At 68.4% G+C, this 22,170-nt stretch carries 18 protein-coding genes, 1 tRNA gene, 2 pseudogenes and 2 riboswitches; of the genes and pseudogenes, 9 read left to right on the plus strand and 12 right to left on the minus strand.

The features are described 5' to 3' along the window. Window position 1: 1 nt before the first annotated feature. Complete coding sequence (locus LXM88_RS05825; RefSeq protein WP_262539433.1) at window positions 2-544, plus strand: hypothetical protein; 543 nt, start codon at window positions 2-4, stop codon at window positions 542-544. A gap of 205 nt (window positions 545-749) precedes the next feature. Further along, window positions 750-1,784, plus strand: a complete 1,035-nt coding sequence (locus LXM88_RS05830; protein WP_262539434.1) for a helix-turn-helix domain-containing protein — start codon at window positions 750-752, stop codon at window positions 1,782-1,784. A gap of 45 nt (window positions 1,785-1,829) precedes the next feature. Here LXM88_RS05830 and LXM88_RS05835 read toward each other — a convergent pair whose 3' ends face one another. After that, window positions 1,830-2,924: an ADP-heptose--LPS heptosyltransferase gene (locus LXM88_RS05835; RefSeq protein ID WP_262539435.1), complete on the minus strand. Its 1,095-nt coding sequence runs from the start codon at window positions 2,922-2,924 to the stop codon at window positions 1,830-1,832. After that, window positions 2,921-4,624, minus strand: a complete 1,704-nt coding sequence (locus tag LXM88_RS05840; RefSeq protein ID WP_262539436.1) for a thiamine pyrophosphate-binding protein — start codon at window positions 4,622-4,624, stop codon at window positions 2,921-2,923. The genes LXM88_RS05835 and LXM88_RS05840 overlap by 4 nt, the downstream gene beginning before the upstream one ends. A gap of 306 nt (window positions 4,625-4,930) precedes the next feature. On the opposite strand from LXM88_RS05840, the gene LXM88_RS05845 reads away from it, so the two are divergent. From LXM88_RS05845 to LXM88_RS05860, 4 genes are all read left to right on the plus strand, one after another. Further along, complete coding sequence (locus tag LXM88_RS05845; protein ID WP_262539438.1) at window positions 4,931-5,392, plus strand: antitoxin PaaA2 family protein; 462 nt, start codon at window positions 4,931-4,933, stop codon at window positions 5,390-5,392. Beyond that, window positions 5,389-5,673: a type II toxin-antitoxin system RelE/ParE family toxin gene (locus LXM88_RS05850; RefSeq protein ID WP_262539439.1), complete on the plus strand. Its 285-nt coding sequence runs from the start codon at window positions 5,389-5,391 to the stop codon at window positions 5,671-5,673. Before LXM88_RS05845 ends, LXM88_RS05850 begins: the two co-directional genes overlap by 4 nt. A gap of 250 nt (window positions 5,674-5,923) precedes the next feature. Beyond that, window positions 5,924-6,160 (plus strand): type II toxin-antitoxin system VapB family antitoxin, encoded by a 237-nt coding sequence (gene vapB / locus LXM88_RS05855; RefSeq protein ID WP_072445316.1) that lies wholly within the window; start codon window positions 5,924-5,926, stop codon window positions 6,158-6,160. Then, a complete protein-coding gene (locus LXM88_RS05860; protein WP_262539442.1) occupies window positions 6,160-6,570 on the plus strand; it encodes a type II toxin-antitoxin system VapC family toxin in 411 nt (136 codons plus the stop codon). Before vapB ends, LXM88_RS05860 begins: the two co-directional genes overlap by 1 nt. 58 nt (window positions 6,571-6,628) lie before the next feature. On the opposite strand, the gene LXM88_RS05865 is transcribed toward LXM88_RS05860, so the two are convergent. The 8 genes from LXM88_RS05865 to LXM88_RS05900 all read right to left on the minus strand — a co-directional run bounded on the left by LXM88_RS05865 (window position 6,629) and on the right by LXM88_RS05900 (window position 16,927). After that, on the minus strand, window positions 6,629-8,017 hold the full coding sequence (locus LXM88_RS05865) for an L-serine ammonia-lyase (RefSeq protein ID WP_262539443.1): 1,389 nt from the start codon (window positions 8,015-8,017) through the stop codon (window positions 6,629-6,631). 30 nt (window positions 8,018-8,047) lie between these two features. Then, window positions 8,048-9,184, minus strand: coding sequence for an alginate lyase family protein (locus LXM88_RS05870; RefSeq protein WP_318654681.1), 1,137 nt, complete (start codon window positions 9,182-9,184; stop codon window positions 8,048-8,050). A 151-nt stretch (window positions 9,185-9,335) separates the two neighbouring features. Then, entirely contained in the window at window positions 9,336-12,263 is a 2,928-nt protein-coding gene (gene gcvP / locus LXM88_RS05875; RefSeq protein WP_262539445.1) for an aminomethyl-transferring glycine dehydrogenase, read from the minus strand. A 65-nt stretch (window positions 12,264-12,328) separates the two neighbouring features. Next, window positions 12,329-12,709, minus strand: coding sequence for a glycine cleavage system protein GcvH (gcvH, locus tag LXM88_RS05880; protein ID WP_047899491.1), 381 nt, complete (start codon window positions 12,707-12,709; stop codon window positions 12,329-12,331). 117 nt (window positions 12,710-12,826) lie between these two features. Next, complete coding sequence (gene gcvT / locus LXM88_RS05885; RefSeq protein WP_262539446.1) at window positions 12,827-13,945, minus strand: glycine cleavage system aminomethyltransferase GcvT; 1,119 nt, start codon at window positions 13,943-13,945, stop codon at window positions 12,827-12,829. Between the two features lie 84 nt (window positions 13,946-14,029). After that, window positions 14,030-14,163: riboswitch (glycine riboswitch) on the minus strand. Window positions 14,164-14,195: 32 nt separating this feature from the next. Beyond that, window positions 14,196-14,298: riboswitch (glycine riboswitch) on the minus strand. A gap of 114 nt (window positions 14,299-14,412) precedes the next feature. Further along, window positions 14,413-14,775 (minus strand): hypothetical protein, encoded by a 363-nt coding sequence (locus LXM88_RS05890; RefSeq protein WP_262539447.1) that lies wholly within the window; start codon window positions 14,773-14,775, stop codon window positions 14,413-14,415. Between the two features lie 158 nt (window positions 14,776-14,933). Then, the gene (locus tag LXM88_RS05895) at window positions 14,934-15,986 is read right to left on the minus strand and encodes an oxidoreductase (protein WP_262539448.1); all 1,053 of its coding nucleotides are present in this window, start codon (window positions 15,984-15,986) and stop codon (window positions 14,934-14,936) included. 233 nt (window positions 15,987-16,219) lie between these two features. Continuing rightward, window positions 16,220-16,927, minus strand: a complete 708-nt coding sequence (locus LXM88_RS05900) for an SGNH/GDSL hydrolase family protein (protein ID WP_262539450.1) — start codon at window positions 16,925-16,927, stop codon at window positions 16,220-16,222. Window positions 16,928-17,205: 278 nt separating this feature from the next. On the opposite strand from LXM88_RS05900, the gene LXM88_RS05905 reads away from it, so the two are divergent. Continuing rightward, complete coding sequence (locus tag LXM88_RS05905; protein ID WP_262539451.1) at window positions 17,206-19,293, plus strand: UvrD-helicase domain-containing protein; 2,088 nt, start codon at window positions 17,206-17,208, stop codon at window positions 19,291-19,293. Between the two features lie 103 nt (window positions 19,294-19,396). Here LXM88_RS05905 and LXM88_RS05910 read toward each other — a convergent pair whose 3' ends face one another. Beyond that, the gene (locus LXM88_RS05910) at window positions 19,397-20,290 is read right to left on the minus strand and encodes a c-type cytochrome (protein ID WP_262539453.1); all 894 of its coding nucleotides are present in this window, start codon (window positions 20,288-20,290) and stop codon (window positions 19,397-19,399) included. A 252-nt stretch (window positions 20,291-20,542) separates the two neighbouring features. Here LXM88_RS05910 and LXM88_RS05915 point away from each other — a divergent pair. After that, window positions 20,543-20,618, plus strand: a tRNA-Arg gene (locus tag LXM88_RS05915). Window positions 20,619-20,672: 54 nt separating this feature from the next. On the opposite strand, the pseudogene LXM88_RS05920 reads toward LXM88_RS05915, so the two are convergent. Beyond that, a pseudogene (locus LXM88_RS05920) lies at window positions 20,673-20,816 on the minus strand (tyrosine-type recombinase/integrase); the annotation flags it as partial. Between LXM88_RS05920 and LXM88_RS05925 the strand changes: the two are divergent. Further along, window positions 20,816-21,556, plus strand: a pseudogene (locus tag LXM88_RS05925) (phage portal protein); the annotation flags it as partial. The pseudogenes LXM88_RS05920 and LXM88_RS05925 overlap by 1 nt on opposite strands. Between the last annotated feature and the right edge of the window lie 614 nt (window positions 21,557-22,170).

The raw sequence follows: 22,170 nt of genomic DNA on the forward strand, positions 1-22,170 counted from the left end.
CATGGCAGAACCGCCCCGATCCTTTCCGCGCCACCCCGTATTCCACGCGGGCGAACTCGACGCGCAGCACCGCTTCGGCGTGGCCGACGAAGCCGGGCGGATGAGCGACGTCGTCACGACGCGCGTGAGCATCGGCGTGCGGCAATTCGTCGAATCGCAGCCGTTCATGTTCGTCGGCACCGCATGCGGCGGGCGCGCACCCGTGACCTGCGACATCGTGCAGAGCCTGCGCGACGCGAACGGCGACCTGCTGCCCGTCGTCCGCGTGGTCGACACGAAGACGCTGCGGTTTGCGTTGCCCGCACACGGCGACGGCAGCCGGATCGACGCGGCAGCGTGCGACGGCAGCGGTGTCGGGTTGCTGTTCGTCGATTTCGTGCGCGGCATCCGCTACCGGATCAACGGCCGAGCCACGCTGCGTGCCGATTTGCTTGAAGCCGATGCGGCGCCGTGGCCGGCAGGAAGCGCGCTCGTCGAGCTGGCGGTCGCGCAGGCCTACGGCAACTGCGGCACGCGGGTCGTGCGGCTGAAGCCGGCCGGGTAGCGGGTATTCGGTAGCCGGCGGCGGTGGATATGCGCGGTCGCAGCGCGGATCGCACCGGCGGCGTGCGCGGCGCGCCGCCTTCGGGTGCGCCCGTATCGCGCACATCGGCCGGACAGCGTCAAATGGCGGGTTGTTCGCCGGGCCGCGCGGTTCGGCACGGGAATTGCGTGACCGACGCGGTTCCGCGCAGGTGAGGGAGAACACGATGGATCAACACGTGGCGAGTATCGAAGAACCGACGGCCGAAGACACGCGTCGCAACGCGCAAGGCGACGACGCGCTGGCCGGGCAGGCCGTCGTCAGCGTCGCGCACGACGCGGACGAGCAGGCGCGCAACCTGATCGGCTGGCGGCAGACCTACGACCAGCTCGCGGCCGGCCGTTTCGTCGGCACGCTGACCGAGCTGCCGCTCGACACGATGAAGCTGTTTCGCGAATCGACGAGCCACTTGCTGCGCCAGGCCTGCGAGGTGCGCGGCGACGCGTACTGGTTCGGCATCCCGCTCGTGTGCGACGGCACGGCGCGTGTCGACGCATGCCGCATCGGGCCCGGTGCGCTTGCGTTCCGGCCCGGCAATGTCGAATTCGAATTGCTGACGCCCGCGCAGTTCTCGATCTACGGTGTCGTCGTGCGCGGCGACGTGCTGCGCCGCTATGCGGAGGAGGTCGAACGCAGCGCGCTCGACGAGCGGCTGTTTGCGCAGCGCGTGATGCAGGTTGGCGATGCGCGGCTCGCGCGCCTGTGCGCGCTGCTCGGCCGCCGGCTCGATGGCGCGGTGGCCGTGACCGGCCCGCTGCCCGATGCGCAGCGCGACGACCTGCAGGCCGAGGTGCTGGCCGCACTGTTCGATGCATGCGCGCAACCGGGCGACGACGGCGCCGGCCGTGCGCCGTCGACGCGCCGCTGGATCGTCGAACAGGCGCGCGACTACGTGCTCGCGCACCGCACGCGCCCGGTCGGCGTGCCCGAGCTGTGCGAGCAGTTGCACGTGAGCCGGCGCACGCTGCAGTACTGCTTCCAGGACGTGCTCGGGATGGCGCCCGCGACCTATCTGCGCACGCTGCGGCTGAACGGCGCGCGGCGCGACCTGTACGGTCGGGCGGCCGGCTCGGTGCAGGATGTCGCGGAGGCGTGGGGCTTCTGGCATCTCAGCCAGTTCGCGACCGACTACCGGCGGCTGTTCGGCAAGCGGCCGTCGGAGACGCTGCGCGATCGCGCGGTGATGGTCGCGGCGGGGTGACGACGGCGGCGCCGGCCTTCCGGCTGGCTGCCGCGTCCTGTTTTCTTATCCGGTTGACGCCGCCGCTTCGCGCGGCGCCGGCCACGCGAGCGCATCCCAGTTGATCGCGCGATACGCGGCTTCGACCGCCGCGAGATCGTCCGGCCGCTCGCTGCGATGCAGCCCGCGCAATTCGGCCGGCACGTCGAGTTCGACCGGCACGCAATGCGGATAGTCGCGCACGCGCAGCGTCGGCCCGATCGTCGTGAAACATGCGAGCGTCGGCACGTCGAAACCGTCGGCGAGATGCAGCGCGGCCGTGTCCGGCGCGAACAGCAGGCTTGCACCCTTGACCCATGCGATGAAGCGCGCGGTGTCGGTCGCGTCGCCGCTCACGTCGGTGTAGGCCGGATGCGCAACGGGCCCGAACCCGGCTACCGGCAGCCCGTAGCGTTGCGCGATCCGCTCCACGAACACTGCGCGCAGCGCGGGCGGCACGCTGCGCACCGCGGTGCTCGCGCTCGAGCAGAACAGCACGTACGGCCGTTGCCATGCGGCCGGCAGCGCGGGCAACGGCAGCCGCGCGAGCCAGCGGTTGCGCTTCGCGGCGGCCGGCACGGCGGCCGGGTCGGCACCGAGCGCGTCGAGGAAGAAATCGATCATCGGCAACCGAGCGAACGCGGGCCAGTACAGGTGATTGCCGACGTCGATGCACGGTGCGTCCGCGGGCAGCGCTTCGACGGGGCACGGCAGCGCGCGCGACGGCTCGACGACATCGGCCGCGAGCGCATACAGCGCATCGACATAGCGCGGCGCGCGGGCCGGCCGGTACACCGTGAAGCGCAGGCCCGCGTGCGCTGCGCGCAGCGCGGCGAGCGCGGTCAGCCCGATCACCGAATCGCCGAGCGTGACGCCCATCCCGTTGATCACATGCACATGCCGCACACCGTCGTAGTCGAGCCGGAACGGCCGGTGCGCGGCGTGCAGCAGGCCGAGCGCGGCCGCGGCCGGCACGTGGCCGACCGCGCGGGCGCTGCCGTGCTCGACGTCGTACGGCGCGACGAGCGTGCCGTCGGGCGCGAGCAGCGTGCCGGGGAGCACGAGCGCGTCGTCGTGCGACAGCGCGTCGCCGGGCGGCGCGGTGCGCATTTCCACCGTCATCCGCCGCGCGCGCGGCGGCCCTGCTCGCGGATCTGTTCGAGCGTCGCGGCCGGCGTGCTGGCGTCCTGCGGAATGCGGATCTCGATCAGCGCGGGCAGCCCGCAGGTCAGCGCGCGCTCGAGCGCGGGCGCGAAATCGGCGGTGCGCTCGACCGTCTCGCCATGCGCGCCGAACGCGCGCGCATACGCGGCGAAATCGGGATTCGTGAGCCCCGTGCCGTGCACGCGGCCCGGGTAGTTGCGCTCCTGATGCATGCGGATCGTGCCGAAATGCCCGTTGTTGACGACGATTACGACGATGTTCAGCCCGTACTGCATCGCGGTCGCGAGTTCGTTGCCGGCCATCATGAAGCAGCCGTCGCCCGCGAGCGCGACGACGGCCCGCGACGGGTACAGCGATTTCGCGGCGAGCGCGGCCGGGATGCCGTAGCCCATCGCGCCGCTCGTCGGCGCGAGCTGCGAGCGGAAGTGCCGGTACGCGAAGTGGCGGTGCAGCCAGATCGCATAGTTGCCGGCGCCGTTGGTCAGGATCGCGTCGTGCGGCAGGCGCTCGCGCAACTGCACCATCACGTCGCCGAGCTGGACGTCGCCGGGCATCGGCAGCGGCGCGTGCCATTCGCGGTACGCGCGATGCGCGTCGGCGGCCGCGCCGGCCCACACGGGGTGCTCGGGCGGTTCGAGCGCGGCGAGCGGCGCGGCGATCTCGGGCATCCCCGACATGATCGGCAGGTCGGCCGCATACACGCGGCCGAGCTCGTCCGCGCCCTGGTGCACGTGGATCAGCGTCTGGCGCGTCTTCGGGATGTCGAGCAGCGTGTAGCCGCCGGTCGTCGCTTCGCCGAGGCGCGGCCCGATCACGAGCAGCAGGTCGGCGTCGCGGATGCGCTTCGCGAGCGCCGGGTTGATCCCGAGCCCGACGTCGCCCGCGTAGTTCGGGTGCGCGTTGTCGATCGTGTCCTGATAGCGGAACGCGCACGCGACCGGCAGTTGCCAGCGCTCGACGAAGGTGCGCAGGTTCGCGCACGCGTCGGGCGTCCAGCCGCTGCCGCCGACGATCGCGAACGGCCGTTCCGCGCGCGCGAGCCGCTCGCGCAGTTCGTCGATCTGCGCGGCCGACGGCGCGGCGGCGACGCGTTTCGCGGCCGGCACGACGGGCTGCGGCGCGCATGCGTCGGACAGCACGTCTTCCGGCAGCGCGAGCACGACCGGGCCGGGCCGGCCGGACGTCGCGACATGGAACGCGTGGCTCAGGTATTCGGGGATGCGGCGCGGATCGTCGATCTGCGCGACCCATTTCGCCATCTGGCCGAACATCCGGCGGTAGTCGATTTCCTGGAAGGCTTCGCGGTCGAGGTGCTCGCGCGCGCACTGGCCGACGAACAGGATCATCGGCGTCGAATCCTGGAACGCGGTGTGCACGCCGATCGACGCATGCGTCGCGCCGGGCCCGCGCGTGACGAACGCGATGCCGGGGCGGCCGGTCAGCTTGCCGACCGCCTCGGCCATGTTCGCGGCGGCCGCCTCGTGGCGGCACACGACCGTCTGGATGCGCGCGGTGTCGTCCGCCAGCGCATCGAGTACGGCGAGGAAACTCTCGCCCGGCACGCAGAACACGCGTTCGACGTGATTGGCGAGCAACGCATCGACGAGCAGTCGCGCACCGGTGGTGGCGCGCGGCTCGAGATCCTTGGAATGCGACATGGGCTGCCGTCTCCCTGGGTAGCGGGACGTACAGCTTACGCCCGTTGGTGGGGCGCCGGTACGCCGGCCGGTGAAAAGTGTCGGAACACGGAGTGATGCGAGCGGCGCGTAACCCGTGTTTGCCGGTTGCGGTTGGCCGAATGGACAACTTGTGCGTGATCGCTCGACGCGGAAAAGTGACGGTGATGGATGGTGACGCGAATTCGCGTCTTGATCATCGACGATGAGCTTCCCAAATAACAATAAATCGGGATGCCATTCAATAGTAAAATTTCCCGGTGCGACTCACGAAATCGAGGATCCGTCATGGCCGCCGAAACGATTGATCAAAAGACACTCGTCCAACTCGTCGAGGCCGGCGCCGTGCGCGCCGCGCGCGTGATCGGGTGCGGCAACGGCTGGGCCGTTTCGGCCCGTTGCGGCGCCAGCGACCGGCTTCTGTCAGCCAAGCGCGGCGACATACGCGTGTTCCGCCGTTTTGAAACGCTGGTCGCGTTTCTGCGCGAGATCGGCATCAGCCGGTTCGATGTGGATGCGTCGGATTTCGATCCGGATGCAGCCGGCCGGGCGACCCGGCCCGATCGGGCGGCCGCACTGAAGGCAGCCCATGAAGCGGCGGTGCACGACCGCTGGTTTCGCGAGCAGGTGCAGCAGGTGCTGGACGATCCGCGCCCGTCGATTCCCGATGCCGAGGTCAGCGCCGAGTTTGCGTCGCGCCGCGCCGCGCTGCGCCAACGGATCGCGGGCAAGCGGGGTAATGCTGCTTGACCCTCGCGCTGCATTGGCATCCGAAGGCGTGCGAGGACCGCGCCGCGATCATGGACTATATCGGCCAGGACGACCCGCTGGCCGCGCTCGAGCTGGACGAGCGGCTGGAGGAACGTGCCGCGGCGTTGCCCGCGCGCGCCGAGCTGTATCGGCAAGGGCGCGTGGCGGGCACGCGCGAGCTGGTGGTCGCGCCGAACTACGTGCTCGTGTATCGCATCCGTCCGGCCGACAACATCGTGGAGATCCTCCGCGTATTGCATGCGCGGCGGCAGTGGCCGTGATGCATGGCCCTGCCCTGGGTGCTCGACGCTATTCGCCAAGTGTCGGAACGGGGCTGAATCAAGCCCTCGAGCATCGGAGGAACATCGTGACGGGAGGGGAAAGATGGAGGTGCTCGTGTTCGCTCACGGATCGAGGCATGACCCATTCAGCACATCGCTGCCGAGTGGATCGCCATGTACACACATGGATTTACATGATGCCGGAAACGATCTAAAGTACATCCGACGTACATCCGGATGGGAGATCGACATGCATACCACCAGGGTATTTCGGAACGGCAACTCGCAGGCCGTACGGATTCCAGCGGACCTTGCCTATGAGCGCAGCGATATCGAGCTGGAAATCGAGCGGGTGGGCGACGAAATCCGTATTCGGCCTACGCGGCGGCCTCTGACCCGTGTGCTCGAGAAGTTCGCGAAATTCGGGCCGGATTTCATGTCCGAAGGACGTGGCGATCAGGAACAGGCTGAGCGCGAGGGTCTGTGATGCCGCGCTACATGCTCGACACCAACATGTGCATCTATCTGATGAAGAATCAGCCGGAGCAGGTCGCAAGACGATTCGCGCAATGCTACACAGGGGACGTCGTGATGTCGGCGACCACGTATGCCGAGCTCGAGTACGGTGTCGCGGCGTGCGCGAATCCTGACCGGGAGCGCCGCAATCTTGCCGCGCTGATCGACGATATTCCCGTTGCGCCGTTCGACGTGGCGGCTGCGCAAGCGTACGGTCCTGTCCGTGAAGCAACCCGCGAGCGGAAGAAGGATCATCTCGACAAACTGATCGCGGCTCATGCCGTGTCGCTCGATGTCGTCCTCGTGACCAACAACGAGCGGGATTTTGTAAGCTATCCGGGATTGCGGCTGGAGAACTGGCTGAACGATTCGTGTCCGTGACTACGTCCGGCGGCAATGCGGGACGGATTGACGTCCCGCATTGCCGCCGGCCTTGGCATCAGCACTCGACGATATTCACCGCGAGCCCGCCGCGCGACGTTTCCTTGTACTTCGTCTTCATGTCGGCGCCCGTCTCGCGCATCGTCTTGATCACCGAGTCGAGCGACACGTAGTGCGAGCCGTCGCCGCGCAGCGCCATGCGCGCCGCGTTGACGGCCTTCACCGACGCCATCGCGTTGCGCTCGATGCACGGGATCTGCACCATCCCGCCGACCGGGTCGCAGGTGAGGCCGAGGTTGTGTTCCATCCCGATTTCGGCCGCGTTCTCGACCTGGTGCGGCGTGCCGCCGAGCACGGCCGCGAGCGCGCCGGCCGCCATCGAGCACGCGACGCCCACTTCGCCCTGGCAGCCGACTTCCGCGCCCGAGATCGACGCGTTGAGCTTGTAAAGAATGCCGATCGCGGCGGCCGTCAGCAGGAAGTCGATCACGCCCTGCTCGTTCGCGCCGGGCGTGAAGCGCGTGTAGTAGTGCAGCACGGCCGGGATGATGCCGGCCGCGCCGTTGGTCGGCGCGGTGACGACCCGGCCGCCGGCCGCGTTTTCCTCGTTGACCGCGATCGCGTACAGGTTGATCCAGTCGATCATCGACAGCGGATCCTGCAGCGCGCGCTCCGGGCTACCCGTCAGCGTGCGGTACAGCTGCGGCGCGCGGCGCTTCACCTGGAACGGGCCGGGCAGGTTGCCGTCGGCTTCCGGGTTGCCGATCCCGCAGCCGCGCGACACGCACGACTGCATCACGGCCCAGATCTTCAGCAGCCCGTCGCGCGTCTCTTCCTCGGTGTGCCACGCGCGCTCGTTTTCCCACATCAGCTGCGCGATCGACTTGCCGGTCGATTCGGTCAGCGCGAGCAGCTCCGCGCCGGTGCGGAACGGGTGCGTCATCTGCTCGGCCGCGCTCAGCACCTTCGTGTTCGGTGCGCCGGCCGTCACGACGAAGCCGCCGCCGACCGACAGGTACGTGCGCTCGACCAGCACCGCGCCGTTCGCGTCGGACGCGCGCAGCTTCATCCCGTTCGGATGCTCGGGCAGCGCCTGGCGGTAGAACGCGATGTTCTCCTTCAGCACGAACGGCACCGGATGCGTGCCGAGCAGCGCGAGCTTCTTCGACTTGCGGACGTCTTCCAGCCGCGCGTCGATGGTTTCGGGATCGACGGTGTCGGGCGCGTCGCCGAGCAGACCGAGCATCACGCCGCGGTCGGTGCCGTGGCCCTTGCCGGTGGCGCCGAGCGAGCCGTACAGCTCGACCTTCACGTGGGCCGTCGCATCGAGCTGCCCGTCGCGCTCGAGGCCCTGGACGAACATCAGCGCGGCGCGCATCGGTCCGACCGTATGCGAACTGGACGGACCGATGCCGATCTTGAAGAGGTCAAATACGCTGACTGCCATTTCGATACCTGCCTTGCTTTAAGAGTAGTGCTAGCGCGCCTGCAATGGCAGGCACGCGGCGAGCCATGCGGGCGGCGTTGGGGAAAGCTGCTGCGCGACGCGGGCATAGCGCCCGTCGAGCCGCGCGGCCAGATGAAAGAGTTCGGTGGCGTTTTTCGGGTCCCACTGCCCCGTGTAGCCCGGCAGGCCGGCCTCGCGGCGCTTCGCGTCGAACGGCACCGGCGAATTCACGAATTCCTCGTGGGTTTTCTCGCCGAGCGCATACGGCACGAGCCAGTCGAGCGCGGCCGCGAGCGTCGCGTCGTTCGCGCCCCGCTCGCGCAGCCAGTTGCGGTTGAAGCGGCGCGCGGCGAGCGCGGCCGTCACCAGCGGCTGCAGGTCGTACACGGCGTAGTGCAGCGCATCGCGTTCCTCGAAGTCCCAGGTCTTGCCGTCCGGGCCGATGTTGTCGCCGAGATGCTCGACGAACAGCCGCTGCGCGGCGTTCATCATCTTGCGGTCGCCGAGCGTGAACGCGGACAGCGCGATCAGCTTGATCCGGTGGCTCTGCCAGTTGTTACGCCAGGTGCCGGCGAGCGGGCGCTTTTGCGCGTCGATCTGCGCGACATAACCGGCGCCGAGCTTCGCGATGAACGCCGCCGTCGCGTTGCGGGTCTTCACCGGCAGCGCGCTCGCGGTCATGTCGTACGCGACGATCAGGCTTTCGAAGCGCGTCTCGTCGATCGGGTTGAAGCTCGGCTGGTAGGTCGCGACCCACGCGGACAGAAAGCGGTCGACGAGCTGCAGGTAGCGCGGCGCGTTCGTCACGCGCCACGCGAGCGCCGCGTCGCGCATCAGGTCCATGTCCTTCAGCGCGGCGGCGCTCTGGTCGTAGATGCCTTCGTGCGGCAGCGTGCCCTCGGTGTGCACGCGCGCCATCGCCTTCGGCTGCTCGCCGATGCGTGCATCGACGCTGCGGATCAGCGCCTGCACGCCCGGTTCGGCCTGAGTCGTCTCGCTCGCCTGAAGTGCCGGCGCCGCGCAGAAATTCATCGCCGCGCGGGCGCTGCCGGCCGCGCCGAGACCGGCAGCGGCAAACGACAGCGACGCGACGAGCATCGGCACGAACCGGCGCGTGCGCGGCCGGCTCTGCATTGCACCATGGCCCGGAAACATCGAACGCACCATGCGGAACTCCTTCATTGGCTGGATCGCGTGTGATGTTAGCCGGATTGGCGGACAAGCGCGCACCGGTTCGGGCGGCGAACGCAAAAACCGCACGCAACACGGAGTTGCGTGCGGTGCGATTGCCATCGGACGGCTCCGGGCCTGGCGCGCGTTATGCGTATTCCGACATCGGCACGCACGAGCAGAACAGGTTGCGGTCGCCATACGCGTTGTCCGCGCGGCCGACCGGCGGCCAGTACTTGTTCGTGCCGAGCGATGCGACCGGGTACGCAGCCTGTTCGCGCGAGTACGCGTGCGGCCATTCGTTCGCGGTGACGACGGCCGCCGTGTGCGGTGCGTGACGCAGCGGGTTGTCCTCGCGATCGGCGCGGCCTTCCTCGACCGCGCGGATTTCCTCGCGGATCGCGATCATCGCGGCGATGAAGCGGTCGAGTTCTTCCTGCGATTCCGATTCGGTCGGCTCGACCATCAGCGTGCCCGGCACCGGGAAGCTCATCGTCGGCGCGTGGAAGCCGTAGTCCATCAGGCGCTTCGCGACGTCGTCGACGCTGATGCCGCTCGAATCCTTGATCGGACGCAGGTCGAGAATGCATTCGTGCGCGACCAGCCCGCCCGGGCCCGAGTACAGCACCGGGTAGTGCGGCGCGAGGCGCTTCGCGATGTAGTTCGCGTTGAGGATCGCGGTTTCCGTCGCGGCGGTCAGGTTCTTCGCGCCCATCATCGCGATGTACATCCACGAGATCGGCAGGATCGACGCCGAGCCGTACGGGGCAGCCGACACCGCGCCGATGCCGCTTTCGTCGCGCGCGTAGCCGGTCGAACGCTGGTTCGGCAGGAACTTCGCGAGGTGCGCGCCGACCGCGACCGGGCCGACGCCCGGGCCGCCGCCGCCGTGCGGGATGCAGAAGGTCTTGTGCAGGTTCAGGTGCGACACGTCGCCGCCGAACTGGCCCGGCGCGGTCAGGCCGACCATCGCGTTCATGTTCGCGCCGTCGACGTACACCTGGCCGCCGTGCGCGTGGACGATCTCGCAGATTTCGCGGACGTTCTGCTCGAACACGCCGTGCGTCGACGGATACGTGATCATGATCGCCGCGAGGTCCTTCGAGTGTTCGTCGGCCTTCGTCTTCAGGTCGGCGATGTCGACGTTGCCCTGCGCGTCGCACGCGACGACGACGACCTTCATGCCGGCCATGTGCGCGGATGCCGGGTTGGTGCCGTGCGCGGACGCCGGGATCAGGCAGATGTCGCGGTGGCTCTCGCCGCGCGATGCGTGATACGCGTGGATGATCAGCAGGCCCGCGTACTCGCCCTGCGAGCCCGCGTTCGGCTGCAGCGACACGGCCGCGTAGCCGGTGGCCGCGACGAGCATCTGCTCGAGCTGGTCGATCATCTCGCGGTAGCCGACGGTCTGGTCGGCCGGCGCGAACGGGTGGATGCCGCCGAACTCGGGCCACGTGACGGGCAGCATTTCCGACGTCGCGTTCAGCTTCATCGTGCACGAGCCGAGCGGGATCATCGAGCGGTCGAGCGCGAGATCCTTGTCCGACAGGCTGCGCAGGTAGCGCAGCATTTCCGTTTCGGAATGGTGGCGGTTGAACACGTGGTGCGTCAGGTACGCGCTCGTGCGCTCGAGGCCGGCCGGCAGCGCGGCGACGCCGCCGAGGCCCGCATCCAGCGCGTCGACGGCCGGCGCGGTGCCGCCCGCGGCCTGCGCGAACACGGCGAGGAGATCGGCGAGGTCGTCGCGCGTCGTCGTTTCGTCGACCGACACGCCGACTTGCGTGTCGCTCACGCGGCGCAGGTTGATGCGCTTCGCTTTTGCGTATTCATGAACCTGCGCGGTGCGCGCGCCGGTGTCGATCGTCAGCGTGTCGAAGAACGTGTCGTTGACGGTCGCGAAGCCGAGCTGTTTCACGCCGGCGGCGAGCAGCGCCGCGATGCGGTTCACGCGCAGCGCGATCGTCTTCAGGCCGTGCGGGCCGTGGTAGACCGCGTACATGCTGGCCATGATCGCGAGCAGCGCCTGCGCGGTACACACGTTCGACGTCGCCTTCTCGCGGCGGATGTGCTGTTCGCGCGTCTGCAGCGCGAGGCGCAGCGCGGGCTTGCCCTGCGCGTCGACCGTCACGCCGACGAGGCGGCCCGGCATCTGGCGCTTGAATTCGTCGCGCACCGCGAGATACGCGGCGTGCGGGCCGCCGAAGCCCATCGGCACGCCGAAGCGCTGCGTGTTGCCGATCGCGACGTCCGCGCCCCATTCGCCGGGCGGCGTCAGCACGGTGAGCGCGAGCAGGTCGGCCGCGACGACCACGTGGCCGCCGGCCGCGTGGATCGCTTCCGTGAGCGCGCGGTAGTCGCGCACGTCGCCGTTCACGCCCGGGTATTGCAGCAGCACGCCGAACGCGTTCGATTGAGCCGCGTCGGCGGCCGGGCCCGTCTTGACCTCGATGCCGATCGGCAGCGCGCGCGTGCGGATCACTTCGAGCGTCTGCGGCAGCACGTCGTCGGCGACGTAGAACACGTTCGACGCCGGCTTGCCGGTGCGCTGCAGCAGCGTCATCGCTTCGGCCGCGGCGGTCGCTTCGTCGAGCAGCGACGCGTTCGAGATCGCGAGGCCCGTGAGGTCGGCCACCATCTGCTGGAAGTTCAGGAGCGCCTCGAGGCGGCCCTGGGAAATTTCGGGCTGGTACGGCGTGTAGGCCGTGTACCACGCCGGGTTTTCGAGCACGTTGCGCAGGATCACCGCCGGCGTGTGCGTGTCGTGGTAACCCTGGCCGATATACGAGCGGAACACCTGGTTCTTGTCCGCGAGAACCCGCAGCGCGGCGAGGGCTTCGGCCTCGCTCTTCGGCTGCGCGAACGGGCCGAGCGGCAGCGTTTCGGCGCGGCGGATCGAGGCCGGGATCACGGCGTCCATCAGGGCGGCGCGCGACGCGAAGCCGAGCGTGTCGAGCATGGCCTGCTGGCTGGCGGCGTCGGGGCCGATATGGCGTTCGGCGAACGCGTCGTGCGTTTCGAGCGCGGCGAGCGAGAGGGGCGTGCGGTTCATCAGGCGGTCCGGGTGTTCGAGCTTCATGGCGTGACTCTGGTCCCGCGCGGGACGGGGCGGCTGGCCGGCCCCGCGCGGTTCGGGTAAGGAAATTAGTCGATCAGCTTGGTGTAGGCGGCAGCGTCGATCAGCTTGTCGGTCGATGCGCCGGCCGCGAGCTTGATCTTGAAGAGCCACACGCCGTACGCGTCGCTGTTCACTTCTTCCGGTGCGTCGGCGGCTTCCGTATTGACGGCGACGACCTCGCCGGACACCGGCGAGTAGATGTCGGATGCAGCCTTCACCGATTCGACGACGCCGACGGCGTCGCCTTCCTTCACCTGCTTGCCGACTGCCGGCAGCTCGAGGAAGACGATGTCGCCGAGCGTGCTCTGCGCGTGATCGGTGATGCCGACCGTCAGCGTGCCGTCTGCCTCGGTGCGGATCCACTCGTGTTCGTCGGTGTATTTCAGATCGGCCGGGACGTTGCTCATCGGATGCTCCTGGATAAAAGGGTGTGATTCGTTCTTCTGGCGCGCCGCCGGGGCGCGCCGGGTGTGTTTTCGCCGGGCGCCATCTCCCGGCTTCCCGGGAGGCAGGCCCCCCGGCCGTTACGCAGCGAGGACCTTGCCGTTGCGCACGAACGGCAGTTTTACCACGCGCGCGGGAAGATTCTTGTCGCGAATTTGCACCTGGACCGTGTCGCCGACCTGGACGGCCGCCGGCACGCGCGCGAACGCGATCGATTCCTGCATCGACGGCGAGAACGTGCCGCTCGTGATCTCGCCTTCGCCGTGCGGCGTGACGACCTTCTGGTGCGCGCGCAGCACGCCGCCCGCCTTGCCGTTTTCCTTCTGCAGGATCAGGCCGACGAACGCGGCGCGGGTGCCGTCGCGCTCGAGCGCGGCGCGGCCGACGAAGTCGCGCGGCGCGCTGAGGTCGACCGTCCACGCGAGGCCCGCGTCGAGCGGCGAGACGGTGTCGTCCATGTCCTGGCCGTACAGGTTCATGCCGGCCTCGAGGCGCAGCGTGTCGCGCGCGCCGAGCCCGCACGGGCGCACGCCGTTTTGCTGCAGTGCGTTCCACAGCGCTTCGACGTGCACGGCCGGGACGATCACCTCGAAGCCGTCTTCACCGGTATAGCCGGTGCGCGCGACGGTGAGATCGCCGAACGGCGTGCCGGCGACCTGCGCGGCGTTGAACGGCTTCAGCTCGCTCGTCGCGGCGCGCGCGGCGGGCACCGTCGTCCAGGCTTTTTCGCGGGCGTTCGGGCCCTGCACGGCGACGATCGCGAAATCGCGGCGCGGCGCGATCGTGACGCCATAGCCGCCTTGCTCGTTGAGCTGGTTGAACCACGCGATGTCTTTCTCGGCGGTGCCGGCGTTGACGACGACGCGGAAGAAGTCTTCGGTGAAGTAATAGACGATCAGGTCGTCGACGACGCCGCCCTGCGGATTGAGCAGGCACGAGTAGAGCGCCTTGCCGGGGGTCTTGAGCTTGCCGACGTTGTTCGCGATCGCGTGCTCGAAGAACGCGCGCACGCGGCTGCCGGTGAAATCGACGACGCACATGTGCGACACGTCGAACATGCCGGCGTCGGTGCGCACGGCTTCATGTTCTTCGATCTGCGAGCCGTAGTTGACGGGCATGTCCCAGCCGCCGAAGTCGACCATGCGGGCATTGAGCGCGCGATGCGCGGCGTTGAGCGGGGTGTGATTCAGTGCAGTCATCGAGGCCTCAGGCAAGGCGCTTGCGCGCGGATCAGAACGGCCATGTGCCGTCCGCCGCGGCCCATGGCGCGCGAGCGATCCGATACATGCCCCTCTGTCCTCGATACCTGAGAGATTGCACTGCGGGCAAAGCCCGGCGAGCGCGCGCCCCTTCGGTGGGCAGCTTGCCCGCGCAGCATGTGCGCAGCGGGCTACTGCCGCTCTCCAGAGTGCGGGGAGTGCGGCCCGCGCAATGCGCGGACGGGATTCCCCGACGCGGTCGGTCCTTTTGCCTGAGAGTTTGCGGGTGTGCCCCTTCGGCGGCGCGACCGGCGTTTCAGCAACGCGGTCACACGCTCTCCCGACGCGTGCGGGCGACTGTACGCGAGCGGGTGGGCCTTGTCAATTTGAGCAAAAGAATGTCGCTTCGCGACAAGCGGCGGCAGCCGGTGCCGCCGCTTTTTTCCGCTCCGGCGGGCGCCGGCGCGTTACTCGCCGATCGCGCGCGCGGCCGTGTCGAGTTCCTGGTTCAGCACGCGCTGTTCGTCGCCGGACAGGCCGCCGCTGTGCTGCGCGGACATGTCGTTCGCTTCCTGGCGGATCACGTCGAGGCGGTGGTGAAGCTGCGCGCCATAGGGCGGCGGGTAGTAGCCGCCGTTCACGCGCGCATCGATGCGGCGGTGCAGGTTGTCGATCCGGCCCTGGATCTGTTGCGCTCGCTCGTTCGCGACGACCTGCGGATTCGGCCGCGGCGGGGGCGCCTGACGGACCGGCTGCTGCGGCTGCACGATACAGGCCGCGAGCGAGGAAACCAGCGCGCAGCACACTGCTGCGCGAATCAACCGTTGCATCAACATTCTCCTGACGGATTGGTGTCGGATCGACTTTTTTGAGAAACGCGTCAGACAGGTGTACCGCTGACTTTCGTTCCCCCGGCATTTGTAACCGAATGTTCGGGCTGATCCAAGCGCACGCGTGCCGGCCGGCCGCAACCGGCCGGCGCGCGGTGTCAGACCGTGCGGCGCACGAACGGCAGCCGGCGGCCGTCGTGCTCGCTCTGCGCGGCGAGCTCGATGATCGTCATCACGTCGACGGCGTCCTGCGCGGTGACCGGGAACGGCGCGCCGTCGCGGATCGACGCGGCGAGCGCGCGGTAGAACTCCGCGTACTGGCCGTCGAGCGTCGGCACCGGGCGCTCGACTTCGAGTTCGCCGTCGAGCACGCGCAACAGGCCGGGCGGATTGCCGCCGCCGAACTCGACGTCGTCCGCGGTGAGGCCGGCCTTGAGCTGGTCTTCCTGCGTGTCGAGCCCGAACTTCTGGTAGCTGCCGCGCGTGCCGTGCAGCGTGAAGCGCGCGGGCTCGATCGCCGACAGCGCGCTCGCGTGCAGCGCGACGTCCTTGTCCGGATAGCCGAGCAGCAGGTGCACGAGATCGGGCGCCGTGCCGTTGTCGCGGCGCGTCTTGACGGTCGCGCTCACCGTTTCCGGCAGGCCGAACAGCGCGAGCGCCTGGTCGATCAGGTGCGGGCCGAGGTCGAGCAGCAGGCCGCCGCCGCGTGCGGGCTCCTCGCGCCAGCGCGTGCGCGGCGTCGGCCGGAAGCGGTCGAAGTGCGATGCAAAGTAGGTCAGCCGGCCGAGCTCGCCCGATTCGACGACGCGGCGCACGGTGAGGAAATCGCCGTCCCAGCGGCGGTTGTGGAACGGCGCGAACAGCCGGCTGCGCGCGTTCGCGAGCCGTGCGAGCGCGAGCGCTTCGTCGGCGGTCAGCGTGACGGGTTTGTCGACGACCACGTGGCGACCGGCTTCGAGCACCTGGCGCGCGAGCGTGAAGTGGGTGTCGTTCGGCGTGGCGATCACCACGCACTCGATGTCGTCGAGGCCGAGCAGCGTGTCGAGGTCGGGGACGACGCGCGCGCCCGGATACGCGGCCTGCGCGCGATCGGGCTGGCCCGTCGCGATCGCGGCGACTTCAGTGCGGCCGCTCGTGGCGATCACGGGCGCGTGGAACGTCGCGCCGGCGAAACCGAAACCCATCAAACCAATCCTGAGCAATGACGACATGGCAATTCCTGGCTGCGAAGGAAATTAAAGGATGGCGCGCCGAGGCGGCGCGAGGACGATCGGCTATTTTGGCATGGCGCCGCCGCTTGTACTGGCGCGTTGGGCGAAATGCGCGATGCGATGCGGCGCATGCGCAAACAAAGCCGGCATTTTGCGCAGGCCCGCACGCCGCGGGCGGGCGGTTGCGTGCCGGGCTTCGCGGCAAACGGCCGACGCGCGGGCGCTGAGTCGCGTCATGCGGCCGCCCGCTGCCGCACGGCGGCTGCAACTTGCGTGGCCCACACGGCGCACGCGGCTGCGCCGGGGTGGAAGCCGTCGGCGGCCATCAGGTGGCGCTCGAGCGGCAGCGCGACCCGCAGGAAGGTGCAATGCGGCTGCGTGGCGGCCCAGCCGGCGAGCGCCGTGTTGAGCCGCTTCGCGCGTCGCCCGAGATACCACGCGAGCGGCTGCGGCAGCGCCGGAAAGCGTTCCATCGGCGGCACCGCCGACAGGATCACGTGCCCGACCCGGAAGCGCGCGGCGAGCAGCCGGACGAGTTCGGCCTGCTGCGCCCGCCAGCGGGCCGGCGGCACGCCGCCCGTCACGTCGTTGACGCCGAGCGACGTGACGGCCACGTCGAACGGTTCGGCCGGCACGGCGGCGAGCCAGTCGACGAGCTCCTGCGTGGTCAGGCCGGTGTGTGCGAGCAGCTTCCAGCTCACGCGGTGCGTGGCCGCCAGCACGCGCGCCAGTTGCCCGGACAGCGCGTCGCGCTGCGTCGCGACGCCGACGCCCGCGGCGGCCGAATCGCCGACCACCAGCACGCGCAGCGGCGGGCCGTCGCCGGCTACGCCGGCGCGCGGTCCGGCCGCCTCGGGCAGCCGCGGCGTGACGCGACGCACGTAGCGCCCCTGTGCGAACAGCAGCGGGCCGAGGGCGGCGGTGGCGAACGGGTATCCCATGATGTCGATCCGGTGGCGGTTCAGGCGAGCCCGGCACGGGGCGGCGCCGGTGTGTGCATATTGTGGCCGATCGACGCGCGAACGGGGCCGGATTGGCCGAACGGACAGGGTGCTGCCGGCCGATCGGCCCGCGCGGCCCCGCCCGGCGGCGCTCCCGAAATGAGCGCCGCCGACGTGTTAACATGCGCGTCCTGCCCGCGTGTCCGCCTGCTTCGCCAGCCTGCCGCGCACGGCATCCTCCCGGCGTCCCGCCGTCAACCGCAACACCATCCGCCATCATGTCCGCAGGCCTCAATCCCGCCCAGAACGAAGCGGTGCGCTACCTCGACGGTCCCTGTCTCGTGCTCGCCGGCGCGGGCAGCGGCAAGACCCGCGTGATCACGCAGAAGATCGCGCACCTGATCGAAGCGAAAGGCTTCGAGCCGCGCCACATCGCCGCCGTCACGTTCACGAACAAGGCGGCTGCCGAAATGCGCGAGCGGGTGGGGAAGCTGCTCGAGGGCAAGACGCTCACCACGCCGGGCAAGGAAGGCCGCAAGGTGCCCGTCAACCAGCTCACCGTCTGCACGTTCCACTCGCTCGGCGTGCAGATCCTGCGCCAGGAGGCCGAGCACGTCGGCCTGAAGCCGCAGTTCTCGATCATGGATTCGGACGACTGCTTCGGGATGATCCAGGAGCAGCTCGGCACGACCGACAAGGGGCTGATCCGCAAGATCCAGAGCATCATCTCGCTGTGGAAGAACGGCCTGATCATGCCCGACGAGGCGATGGCGATCGCGGCCAACGAGGACGAGCACCAGGCCGCGCTGGTCTACCGCAACTACGTCGCGACGCTGCATGCATACCAGGCGGTCGACTTCGACGACCTGATCCGCCTGCCGGCCGAGCTGTTCGCGAAGAACGAGCAGGTGCGCGACCGCTGGCAGAACAAGCTGCGCTACCTGCTGATCGACGAGTACCAGGACACCAACGCGTGCCAGTACGAGCTGCTGAAGCTGCTCGCGGGCCCGCGCGCCGCGTTCACGGCGGTCGGCGACGACGACCAGGCGATCTACGGCTGGCGTGGCGCGACGCTCGAGAACCTCGCGCAGCTCGGCAAGGATTTCCCGAAGCTGCACCTGGTCAAGCTCGAGCAGAACTACCGGTCGACGGTGCGGATCCTGACCGCCGCGAACAACGTGATCGCGAACAACCCGAAGCTGTTCGAGAAGAAGCTGTGGTCCGAACACGGGATGGGCGATTCGATCACCGTCACGCCGTGCAACGACGAGGAGCACGAGGCCGAATCGGTCGTGTTCCGGCTGTCCGCGCACAAGTTCGAGCGGCGCGCGCAGTTCCGCGACTACGCGATCCTGTATCGCGGCAACTTCCAGGCGCGCATCTTCGAGCAGGTGCTGCGGCGCGAGCGGATCCCGTACGTGCTGTCCGGCGGGCAGTCGTTCTTCGACAAGGCCGAGATCAAGGATCTGTGCGCGTACCTGCGGCTGATCGCGAACGCCGACGACGATCCCGCGTTCATCCGCGCGGTTACGACGCCGCGCCGCGGGATCGGCAACACGACGCTCGAAGCGCTTGGCTCGTTCGCGGGGCAGGCGAAGGTGTCGCTGTTCGAGGCCGTGTACATGGGCGGCATCGAGGCGCGGCTGTCCGCGCGCCAAGTCGAGCCGCTCAGGATGTTCTGCGACTTCATCCAGCGCCTGACCGATCGCGCGGACAAGGAGCCCGCGACCGTCGTGCTCGACGACATGATGGAGGCGATCCACTACGAGGCGTACCTGTACGACGCGTTCGACGAGCGGCAGGCGCAGTCGAAGTGGCAGAACGTGCTCGAATTCCTCGAATGGCTGAAGCGCAAGGGCACGAAGCCCGAGACGGAGGCCGTCGACGGCGAGGCGCAAGGTTTCCACAATGCGGACGGGCTCGCCGATACGGGCAAGAACCTGCTCGGCCTGATCCAGACCGTCGCGCTGATGTCGATGCTCGAGGGCAAGGACGAGGATCCGGATGCCGTGCGGCTGTCGACCGTCCATGCGTCGAAGGGGCTCGAGTACCCGCACGTGTTCCTGGTCGGCGTCGAGGAGGGCATCATGCCGCACCGCGGCGGCAGCGAGGACGACGGCCCGATCGACAACGAGCGGATCGAGGAAGAGCGCCGGCTGATGTACGTCGCGATCACGCGCGCGCAGCGCAGCCTGCACCTGAACTGGTGCAAGAAGCGCAAGCGGGCGCGCGAGACGGTCGTGTGCGAGCCGTCGCGCTTCATCCCCGAGATGGGCCTCGACGAAGCGCCGCCGCCCACGCCGGAAGAAGCGCCGATGTCGCCGAAGGACCGGCTCGCGAGCCTGAAGGCGTTGCTGCAGAAGTGATGCGGCGGCGCCGTCGGGCGCACGGCGGCCGGCGCTCCGGCAAAACAAAACCCCCGCGATGCGCGTGCGCCGCGGGGGGGGGGGGGTTACTGGTGGGCCGGCGTTACTTCGACGCGTTGACCATGTAGTCGACGGCCGCCTTCACGTCGGCGTCCGATGCGGTCGCGCCGCCCTTCGGCGGCATCGCGCCCTTGCCGTGCAGCGCATAGTTGTAGACCGTATCCATCGAGTCCTTCAGGCGCGGCGCCCAGTCTTCCTTGCTGCCGAACTTCGGCGCGCCGAGCACGCCGGCCGCGTGGCAGGCCTGGCAGGTCGACGTGTACAGCGCCTTGCCGGCAGTTGCCGCATCGGCGCTGGCCGGAGCGGCCGCGGGCTGTTCGCCGGCCTTCGGGATCGCTGCCATCGCGGCTTGCGCGGCGGCGATTTGCGCGCTTGCGGCGTCGGTCGCGCCCGACGCGCCTGCCGTGCCGCTGGCGGGCTGCGCCGCGTTGGCGGCCGGCGCGGCCGGTTCGGGGAAGTTCGCGCCGTCGTTGTTCGCCATGTAGACGATCGTGCGGGCGATTTCATAGTCGCTGACGTCGTCGGGGCTCGTGCCGCCGCGCGCCGGCATCGCGCCCTTGCCTGCGAGGGCCGTCTTCAGCAGCGTGTCGAAGCCTTGCGAGATGCGCGGCGCCCAGTCGTCCTTGTTGCCGAACTTCGGCGCGCCGGCGGCGCCCGTGCCGTGGCAGGTCACGCAGACGGCCTTGTAGACTTCCTCGCCGGTCTTGTACGTGCGGGGCGCGTTGGCGTCCTTCACGTCGACCTTCGCAAGCGGTGCGATGCGCGCGGCGACCTGCTCGTCGGATAGCGCATCCGTGCCGGCGCCGGAACGGAACGCATGGTTCGCATAGGTGGCGAACAGGATGATCAGGACGATCGGGATCGCGAACGACGCGATGATGACGGCAATCAGTTGCCCGGGAGTTTTGACGGGAGATTCGTGGGGTGCTTCGCTCATGCTTGCCTCGTCTCCGTGAATAGGAATTGTGAGCGCGGTGCAACGGCAAAATGGCAGTTCAATGAAGCCCGGACGATTATAGACGGAACGTTTACATCACGGCGAGCGGCACGATGGCGCGTGTTTACCCGCACGCAGTGCGGCCCGGCGGCGATTCGGCGGGCAAGGTGGACGCGTCATGGGAAACCGGGTATCCTTGCCGTCTTGCCAATTGTGGGCGGCCTGTATATTGGGGTCGCTTCACTGTCACACGCGCCCGTAGCTCAATGGATAGAGTACTGCCCTCCGAAGGCAGGGGTTGCTGGTTCGATCCCAGCCGGGCGCGCCAAGTCTAGTAAGGCTCTCAGCGGTTTCCTTTCTTCGTCGGACAATCTCGTTGCAGCTAAATTGCAGCTAGCATTGGCGTCGGCGTGGCCGTCAGCGCTGTCACCCAATGCGCTAAATGATCCGCTGACAGGTGCGCGTACCGCTGCACCATTTCCATCGTTTCCCATCCGCCGAGCTCCTTGAGTACCTGCAATGGCGTGGGCGCTCGATTTCCTGACATTCGGCAACGGCTACCTGGAGCGCCGCCGGAACCAGCTCGGCGGCACGCTGCGCCTTGACCCCCGCCCTGGCGAAGTACACGCGGCGCAAGGCGGATTTCAGTGGCTTCGTGTACGTGAATGGCTGGCAGGATCGGCATGATTTCGAGCCCGGCAGCGTCTTCCAGTTCATGCGGCCGGACATCAACCAGGAGGTTTACGGCCTGCCCGTATATCTCGGTTCGGTGCACTCGGCCTGGCTAAACGAGTCGTCGACGCTGTTCCGCCGGAAGTATTACGAGAACGGCAGTCATGCCGGCTCATCCTGAACATCACGGACGCCGCGCAGAAGCAGGAGGATGTCGACAACATGCGCGAGGCGTTGAAGAACGCCAAGGGGCCGGGCAACTTCCGCAACGTATGCATATACGCGCCGAACGGCAAGAAGGACGGCATCCAGCTCATTCCGGTGTCCGAGGTCGCGGCGAAGGACGAGTTCTTCAACATCAAGAACGTGACGCGCGACGACTTGCTCGCCGCGCATCGGACGCCGCCGCAACTGCTCGGCATCGTGCCGAGCAATGCCGGCGGGTTCGGTACACCGGACACGGCCGCGCGCGTGTTCGGGCGGAATGAAATCAAGCCGCTGCAGTCCCGCTTCGCCGAGCTGCACGACTGGCTCGGCGAGGAGGTCGTGAGCTTCGATGGCTATGAGATTCCGCCGGCGCCGGTTGCGGCGTAACGCATCGAGTGATTCAAACCCGTGCGTGGGCATCGGTACCGGGCGGCAGGCCGGCTATATGATTACTAGAACTTTGGGGACTGGGGTGGCCCGCCAACGGCTCTTTCTCTATACGCCGAAGACCTTGAGGAGGCCGACGAGGAGCGTGTAGGCTCCAATGCATCCGCCTAACGTGAAAGCGCCGCGTGCGAAATTGGTCATAGGTATCTCATCGCAAGGTGTGGAGGTGCCATTTAACCTCGCCAGAAATAAAAATGAAATATATATGAAAGCTATTTGTTTGGTGTTGCGCGTCAATGGTGACACTTTGGCCTGCAACTGGACCGCCGCGCCGATGCCGTGAAGGCATGTGGCGCGCGGCCCGGTGCACCTGAACTGCCGGCGCTGCAGGCGACCATGCCGCACGCGCCCAGGCCACCGGCATGACGTTCGTTCCTGCACCGGTTCGCATGAACGAACGCTACCGACACGGTTACGTGCGACCCCGACAATGTTCCGGACGGTATATTGCTGAGCGACCTGCGCGCGACGCTCGCGCAGATGCAGCAGATGTACCTGCGGTTCTCCAGTGGCGGCAGGATGGAATCGGCTTCTATCAGATCCCGCCAGCGCCG

Source organism: Burkholderia sp. S-53 (assembly GCF_025560745.1).
Classification (GTDB): domain Bacteria; phylum Pseudomonadota; class Gammaproteobacteria; order Burkholderiales; family Burkholderiaceae; genus Burkholderia; species Burkholderia pyrrocinia.